General features: G+C 46.7%; 5 protein-coding genes and 1 rRNA gene. All 6 read right to left on the reverse strand.

From position 1 onward, the window contains the following. Nucleotides 1-157: 157 nt before the first annotated feature. A complete protein-coding gene (locus tag ACZND6_RS12320) occupies nt 158-778 on the reverse strand; it encodes a MarC family protein (RefSeq protein ID WP_008811741.1) in 621 nt (206 codons plus the stop codon). Continuing rightward, complete coding sequence (gene rarD / locus ACZND6_RS12325; RefSeq protein ID WP_008811740.1) at nt 775-1,674, reverse strand: EamA family transporter RarD; 900 nt, start codon at nt 1,672-1,674, stop codon at nt 775-777. Before rarD ends, ACZND6_RS12320 begins: the two co-directional genes overlap by 4 nt. A gap of 12 nt (nt 1,675-1,686) precedes the next feature. Continuing rightward, nucleotides 1,687-4,710 (reverse strand): AAA domain-containing protein, encoded by a 3,024-nt coding sequence (locus ACZND6_RS12330; protein WP_489524742.1) that lies wholly within the window; start codon nt 4,708-4,710, stop codon nt 1,687-1,689. Between the two features lie 106 nt (nt 4,711-4,816). Further along, on the reverse strand, nt 4,817-6,043 hold the full coding sequence (locus tag ACZND6_RS12335) for a DUF401 family protein (protein WP_300876742.1): 1,227 nt from the start codon (nt 6,041-6,043) through the stop codon (nt 4,817-4,819). 183 nt (nt 6,044-6,226) lie between these two features. Further along, nucleotides 6,227-7,876 (reverse strand): fumarate hydratase, encoded by a 1,650-nt coding sequence (locus ACZND6_RS12340; RefSeq protein ID WP_300876745.1) that lies wholly within the window; start codon nt 7,874-7,876, stop codon nt 6,227-6,229. A 314-nt stretch (nt 7,877-8,190) separates the two neighbouring features. Next, a 5S ribosomal RNA gene (gene rrf / locus ACZND6_RS12345) occupies nt 8,191-8,288 on the reverse strand; the annotation flags it as partial.

The raw sequence follows: 8,288 nt of genomic DNA on the forward strand, positions 1-8,288 counted from the left end.
AGAAACCGCCGTAAAATCAAGGTGACTTGGCCTACCAGATCGGTACGGGCGGTGGTGTGAGAGGGTGTTCGCTGGAACTCAGCGAAACCCTACTCGATTTGACTATGCCGGAAAAGCGCCGAGGAATTTTCAAACTCGCCGCCCAATCGGCAGAGTTTTACTTCAACTTTTCTAAAGTCTGCAGCAGGAATGCATCTGCGCCCTCAAAAATCATTTGGGCAGACAATGCAGCCAGAATCAAACCAGTGAGTTTGCTCAGCACCACTAACCCGTTCTTTCCGATGGCTTTCTGAATGTAGTTGGAAACCAACAGGAGCGCCCCGACACAGATGACAGCCGCACTGATGGAAAGATAAGCCAGGAAAAATCCCAAACCCGTTTTAATTTCACCGCCGTAAACCATCAGCACACCGATAGAGGCCGGCCCCAAAGTGATCGGAATGGCCATCGGCACAACTGCTAAAGACTGGACGGAGTCTCCGGACGGCACTCGGATAGAGTCGCCTCTTACCAGAGAAACGGCAGTCAAAAACAAGAGCGCACCCGTACCGATTCGGAATGCGTCCAGCGTAATGCCGAAAATTTTAAAAATGAATCCGCCGAAAAAGAGGAGTACACCACTGATAATCAAAATCCACAGCGTGATCCAAATCGCTAAGGTATTTCTTTCCTGGATCGTGTTGTCTTTCGTCACCGACAGGAATGCCGACATCACAAACGGAGGCGTCAGCAGGAAGAAAAACTTCACAAAAAGTGCAAAACAATCAGATAGGGTCATTTTGACAATTGGTTGAATTCAGTACGATATCCGGAATGGCTGCGGAAAAAATTCTCGCCGACAAAAATCAGTACGCCGGCCCATATAAGGATAAATCCAATTAAGCGGTCAACTTGCAGTTCTTCCCCAAAAAAGAACAGCCCGATAAAAAACACCATCGTCGGACTCAGGTATTGAATAAAACCGACCGTTGAGTAAGGAACCTGTTTTAATCCGTAGGCAAATAAGATCAGAGGGATTGTTGTAATCGGACCGGCCATGATCAGCCAGAACTTGTCCCAGCTCGTGCCATGGACGAAAGTTAAATCTCCATTCCCCGCAAAATAGAAAGTTGCCAAAAGCGCCACAGGAAATGCAAAGGCCGTTTCCAGCGTCAGACCTTCAAGACTGCCCAGGGGGGCCATCTTGCGTACCAGACCGTAAAATCCAAAACTGAGCGCCAGCGTAAGGCCAAGCGCCGGAAATTCGCCTTGCTTAAAGGTCACCCACATTACGCCTGCACATGCAAAAACAATCGCAAGCATCTGAGCCTTATTTAGTTTCTCTTTCAGAAATACTGTTCCCAGCAGTACAGAAACCAAGGGATTCATAAAATATCCGAGCGAAGCCTCCAGCGTTTGGTTCGTAACGATCGCATAGGTATAAGTTGACCAGTTGGCAGTGATGAGCACCGAAGACATCAAAAACACGGCAACGGTTCTCCTGTCAGTAACAGCTTTCTGGATCCACCGCCAGCGCCTTGAGCAGAATAAGTAAACAGCCAGAAGCGCAAAGGTCCATAAGACACGATGGATCACAATTTCGGTAGGGGCGACATGCTGCATCGCATGAAAATAAAACGGATATAGCCCCCAAATAAGATAGGCAACTAAAACGGAAACCACGCCTTTATTCATAAAAATCCTTTTTTAGTTATTGCGTTCCGGTTCATTCAATACTTCAGAAAGTTTAAGACGTCCTTTGCCGTAATCTTCCAGCTCGGCCATGATAGTCGGAACGTAGTTGTGCTCTTTCCAATCTTCATAGTTTCCGATAAAAATCACGGTTTCTTTAGCGCGGCTGACGGCGACGTTTAATAAATTAGGTGTTGAAGTTGCCCAGTTTCTCGCGCCGAATCCGTCTTTATTCGTCTTTGAACCCAATACAACAATGACGATGTCGCTTTGGCGTCCCTGAAGCGTATGTACGGTCCCGATGCGCTCCACTTCAAGCCAGTTGCCCGTCTTCTTAATTCTCTTTCGAAGGGTTGCCGCTGCGGTTCGGAACGGCGTGCAAATAAGGACAGATTTCTTTTCAAAAACTTCGCCCTGAAGATGTTTCATGGCAATTTGCACGTCGATATGGTTGAGAACCTCCTCGGCTGCACCGACTTCTTCTGAGACACAATTGGAGAGGCTCGGTCTTGCCGGAACCACATCCACCCAATAGCTTTCGATAAATCTTTCCGGCGTTTTATCTACCTTCATCTCCGGCGATAGGACCATCTGTCCTGAATATGCGATCCGATTGCAGATATTGAACATCGGGGGATAACTTCTTCTCTGCAGTCTCAAAGGCAGTCCGGACCAAATTTTGTGTTCTTCCGGACCCACGAAGGCACCGAAAGGATTGGCTCCGTCGGCAAGCTGCTGAAGACTGTGAAGATGCGGCGACCACTTCCTCAGAAGCTCCTCTTTTCCGCAAAGCAGCTCTGAAAGAGAATCAGGAAGCGTCACGACAGGTGTGAGCTGGAGCGGATCTCCGACCACTAAAAACCGCTTCGCTTTCTGCATCAGAAGTAAAGCTGACTGCGGAGTCGCCTGAGATGCCTCATCAACGATCACCCAAGGCAGCGAAGAAGAAAGAAAATTATTAAATCTAAAAGCTGCAGAAGCAAAAGTTGTCGAAATAATCGGTATCAGAAAAGACAGTGTTCCGAGAAACGACAGCCGATGAGGTGAAACCAGGTCGTACATATTCGCGGTAATCGAACCTCGAATACCGTCGATGAAATCCTTCTTCTTGGCCAACACCGCCAAACGATGAAGCTTTAATGCTGAGATGAATAAACGAGTCCTGGCTCTGTCGAGTTCCTCATCTGTATAAAGACGCCTAGCGTGATTCTTTTCTTTCGAGCTTCCGGAGAAATCAAAAGGATTGTCCTCCGATTCTCCTTTCTTGGATCTGAATGAGCGAAGCACCGAATCTCGGAAAGAGCGGGCAGTGACAGGCTTTTCCTCAGAGGTTTGTGCAAACTTCTTTACATCAGCCTTGTAATCAGGCATTTTTGACGTAATGCGCTCATGAACATCGCAGTAAAGTTCTCTAAAACGCTGAGTCTCCTTTTTCCAATTGGATCGAATTTCGGCAATGCCGCCTTCGCTTTGAATCTCTTCTTCCAAGGCATGCTGAAGATAAGGAATTGTCCCTTTCGGCGTTTTGTGATTGCTGAAAAACGCTTTCCAAAGACGGGTCCAATTATCTGACTTCCCTAAAGGAGCTGAAACCAGTCCCCATGCATCTTTGCTTCTATTTAATTTGTTGGCGAGATCCGAGAAGTAATCAAACGGCTCCTCAAAGCCATAATCGAAAGGAAGCTCCTTCGTAATGTTTTCTACCGCATTATTGTTATTCGACGCGACGATGATCGGATAATCCTCGACATACTCCTTTAAAAGAACTGGAACCTGCTCTCCCCTCCAGCCTGACTTCAGTTCAAATAACGGCGCCGTTCCTATATCCTCAATGTTAGCCAGCACTGCGGCACGATTGATTACGATCTCCGTCAGCAGTTCTTTTAGGAGCATCGTTTTTCCGGTTCCCGGAGGCCCGTTTACGGAAATAATCGGATCCACAGGCGGCGCCCAAATCATGGTTGAAAGAGCAACCTGTTGGCAGGGAACAAGATAATTTTTGATATCGCTCGGCCAGCGTCCGAAGATCATCCTTTCCGGATTCGCCATCTCCAGAAACTTCTTAGAGTTGGCTAAAAGGTCGTTTCGATCCGGATTGTCGTAAGCCAAGGAAAAGAATCGCTCCGAAACCGGACTCAGCACCCTAATGGGCGGCTCGGTCTGAACACGCTTTTTAATCTTCTCCAAAATTTCGATATAAGGAGAATTCATAAAGTCGAAGTACAGAGGCTTTGGACGTTCGTAGTAATTAACGATCACCCAGATTCGGTAAGAAGGCCCGAGACCGGCCTTCTCAAGCCAGCTTTTGCAGAGCTCGTCTATTTTTCTGGGATTGAGAAAGTTTTGAGGAGGATTTAAATCTTTAATGAGTTTATATCCTCGGGTTTCATCCGGCTTTAATTCCTTCTTGTTCAGATTGTGGATGAGCATTCCATAGAACTGCCTGTCCTTTTCACTGATTTTTTGAGCCGTCGTTTCAGAGTCAAGCGAAAGCTGACGGACCGCCGAGGTATGGAGAATCTGAGCAACGTCCGTCAAGAACTCAAAACTCTCGACGCCCTTTTGTTTATTTGTTAGGTTAACCAGCTCGCACAAAGCGTAGGACGGCTCAACCGTCCCCATGCTGATTTTGCCGAAATGGTTTGCACGCAGGACTCCCAAACAGATAAGGTCATCCGTTCTTTGCTCCTCAGCGCTGAAGTCAGACAAATCCTGCGAAATATCCAATAGATTGGATCTAAGAAGATGCTCTGCCCGATCGATGAATTCGTTGCGGTTAACAATGCCGATGCAGACAGTAAACATCCGAAAAAAGTCTGTCCTGTCTTCTTCTTTCGGAAGCTTCTTCAGCTCTATCTCCAGACTGTCCCGCTGTGTTGTATCTTCGTTATCCCAGGTAAAAAGAGAGGACCGGGGCTGGTTTAGGCTCCCGGGCATCTGTTCGATAAGATCATTCTTGTCGAGGTCGAACGGCGTTAACGCTTCGACATGCAGCCAAAGCGAAAGAATTTTGGCGAGATTATCCTTATCTAACTTCATGGCAACGGCAAAAATTAATTCTTTTTTTGAGGTTTATAACCTCATTGTATGATTTTTTCACCGGTAGCCATGAAATTAGAAAAGGCCGCGTTTGGGCTGAGGAAAGTCAGAGGTAATAACGCCAATATGTCCAAGCAGAGAAAATCAAGATCATCAGTAAAGAAAGCACACCGCACTTCCCGATGGTTTTCCAAAGACGGCTCTTAAAGTATTCCACCGTAACTAAGATACACAGATGAGTCGGAGTTACCATCTGTCCGGCCATTCCGTAAACCATGGCGATGCCTACGAGAACAATATTGCCCGGGGCCATCAAAGCCACAATCGGCATGACGATCGCAATATAACCTTGCCCCATCCCGGTCATAACTCCAAAAATAAACGACAGGCAGGCCACTATAACAGCCTGAGGCAAAGCTGAATTATTAAAGACGTTGACGATTTCATCAAGCGTACCGATAACGGTCAGCAGCTGAATGAAATAAAGGATGCAGACGACATTGAAAAATAATTTTTTATCCAAACTTTCCGTGAAAACGCTCTTCACTGAAATCGGACGCTTGAACCAGAAATAAAGCGGAATAAACGCTACAACCACAAGGCCCATTGCAAGGGCAGCCTGAACATTAAACGCAACAATTAAGAGGAAGCTCGTGACAATCGGACCGAAAGCCAGAACCAGACTCTTCCAATCGATGGTTCTGTCATGCTGAGTATTGGTCGCTTTTTCCGGGTCTGTAATCTTCAACGGAATAATTAAGAAGATCCAGCCCAAAATAAAACAAAGGATCGTGACCCAGCCGACCTGGTCAATCAAATCGCCGATTGTCACATTCGCAATACCGCAGGCGAGAATAACACCGGGCATCAGGGGATTGGAAAACTCAAAAATATGACGGAACCAAAGATTGATCGCGCTTTTTTCTTCATCATCTACAGCAATACCTTCACTGGCTTCCTGCACAATCGGCGCAGAGAAGCGAGCGCCTCCCAAGGACGGAAGAAGCCCTAAAAATGCCGGCATGAAGGCGAGCGTAACCTTGTTGCTGGAAAAGATATTCCGCAGCGTTACAACCATCCCGTGAAGGGATCCGCTCTTACGAAGTTCCACTTCGAGACACATTACAAAATACAAACAAAGCAGCAAATCCCAAGTTCGCTGCATTGTCAAAGTTTCTGTAAAGGCAACCCAAAGTTTTTCGAAGGATCTCGATTCAAAAATCCAGATCAGCATACCGCCGCTTAGAATTGCCGGTCCGATAAGAACTTTGAAACGAAGAAGAACAACGATGAGTATCATCGCTGCAACAACAACTAGGAAAACCGAATTCATCCTGGGACTCCGGATCGCAGGAAGCGATCCACTATATAGTTATTAATCTTTAAGGTCGGCCCTTCTCGATGGTTAGAGGAAAAGACCGTTTTCTTCCAGCACAATAGTTTAATTTGATTTTCGCCTGAGAAAAGAAAACCCGATGCGTAACACCGGGTTTTCCAAAATTAGAACTGGAAGTTCTTAGGCTTCAAGATTCACAGGGAAACGAGGTTTGAGCTGCTTGAAGAAGTCATTGCCCTTGTCATCAACCAAGATAAATGCCGGGAAGTCGACGACATCGATTTCATAGACAGCTTCCATACCGAGCTCAGGGTACTCAATGCACTTGATGCTACGGATAGATTCAGCGGAAAGGTCAGCAGCAACACCGCCGATGGTTCCGAGGTAGAAACCGCCGTGTTTCTTGCAGGCTTCCGTAACAACATCCGTACGGTTGCCTTTAGCAATCATAACGAAAGAGCCGCCGGCAGCCATAAACGGATCAGCATACGGATCCATACGGTTGGCAGTTGTCGGACCCATAGAGCCGCAAGCATAGCCTTCCGGTGTCTTGGCTGGGCCTGCATAGAGAACGGGATGATCTTTGATGTACTGCGGGAGGGGTTCACCCTTGTCAAGGCGTTCCTGCAGCTTGGCGTGTGCAATGTCACGAGCAACAATGATCTTGCCGGTAAGAGAAACGCGTGTAGAAACCGGGTGCTTAGAGAGCTCTGCACGAATCTTTTCCATCGGCTGGTTCAGGTCGATCTTAACGGTTTCGCCTTCTTCCATATTTCTGAATTCTTCAGGAATTAATTCAGCAGGTTTGTCGTCGAGTTTTTCGATCCAAAGACCTTCACGATTGATCTTGCACTTGACGTTTCTGTCTGCAGAGCAGCTGACGCCGATACCGATCGGGCAGCTGGCGCCGTGACGCGGCAGACGAATAACGCGAACGTCGTGAGCAAGATACTTACCGCCGAACTGAGCGCCCAATCCGATGTTGTTGGCAAGTTCGAGCAGTTTGTTTTCGAGTTCAACGTCACGGAAGGCACGGCCGGTTTCATCGCCGGTTGTCGGCAGATTGTCGTAATACTTCGTAGAAGCAAGCTTGACCGTCAGCATTGTCTTTTCAGCAGATGTTCCGCCGATAACGACAGCGATGTGGTACGGAGGACAAGCAGCTGTTCCGAGGCCTTTGATCTGCTCATAAAGGAAGGGGATTAAGGCTTTCGGATTCAAGATAGCTTTGGTCTTCTGGAAGAGATAGGACTTATTGGCAGAGCCGCCGCCTTTAACCACGCAGAGGAAACGATATTCTTCGCCTTCGGTGGCTTCGATATCGATCTGAGCAGGCAGATTGCAGCGAGTATTGACTTCCTTATAGAGAGTCAGAGGAGCGTTCTGAGAATAACGGAGCGCGTTCTTTGTATATGTGTTGTAGACGCCTCGGCTGATGGCTTCTTCGTCAGCAAAGTCTGTCCAGACTCTCTGGCCTTTTTCACCGTGAATAATAGCCGTACCTGTATCCTGGCAGATCGGCAGAATGCCCTTGGCAGAGATTTCTGCGTTGCGAAGCATTGTTAACGCAACATATTTGTCATTATCAGAGGATTCAGGATCTTTCAGGATCTTTGCAACGCACTCGTTGTGAGAACGGCGAAGCATGAAGTTAACATCGGTGAAAGCACGTTCGATAAGCATCGTCAGCGCTTCAGGCGTAACTTTCAGAATCTCTTTGCCTTCAAAATTACCGAGAGAGACATGTTCGGAAGTGAGGTGATAATACTCTGTGGTATCTTCCCCGACTTGGAACATCGGTGCATATTTGAACTCAGGGGCTTGAGCCATTCGTATCTCCTTTGTATAAGTTTGTAAATTTGCGGATAAGAAGATACGCTAAATTCAATGGTGCGTCGATAGTTTATAAAGTTTATTAGGGTTATTACTTACGCATAAAATCCACGAAAACCGATGGTATTTCCAAGCTATTGTTTATAAATATATTTATTGGAAATGAAATTTTTAATTCATCCGCCTTCATTAAGGGTTTTTACTTATTATTTGTCGTTGAAAACAACTATAAAAGGCGTAATGAAAAGCTAATGCAGATAAAACAAAACCTCTTGAACGGTTAGGTCCAAGAGGTTTGTCTTTAATGAAGAGCCCGGAGACTACCTACTTTCGCAAGAAATACAACTCACTATCATCGGCGTGGAGGCGTTTCACTGTCCTGTTCGGGATGGGAAGGAGTGGTTCCACC

The organism is Parasutterella sp., assembly GCF_057870745.1.

Bases quoted from the DNA above. Each gene is read 5' to 3' on its own strand.
- ACZND6_RS12320 (WP_008811741.1), bottom strand. From the start codon at position 778: ATGACCCTATCTGATTGTTTTGCACTTTTTGTGAAGTTTTTCTTCCTG.
- ACZND6_RS12330 (WP_489524742.1), bottom strand. From the start codon at position 4,710: ATGAAGTTAGATAAGGATAATCTCGCCAAAATTCTTTCGCTTTGGCTG.
- ACZND6_RS12340 (WP_300876745.1), bottom strand. From the start codon at position 7,876: ATGGCTCAAGCCCCTGAGTTCAAATATGCACCGATGTTCCAAGTCGGG.
- rarD (WP_008811740.1), bottom strand. From the start codon at position 1,674: ATGAATAAAGGCGTGGTTTCCGTTTTAGTTGCCTATCTTATTTGGGGG.
- ACZND6_RS12335 (WP_300876742.1), bottom strand. From the start codon at position 6,043: ATGAATTCGGTTTTCCTAGTTGTTGTTGCAGCGATGATACTCATCGTT.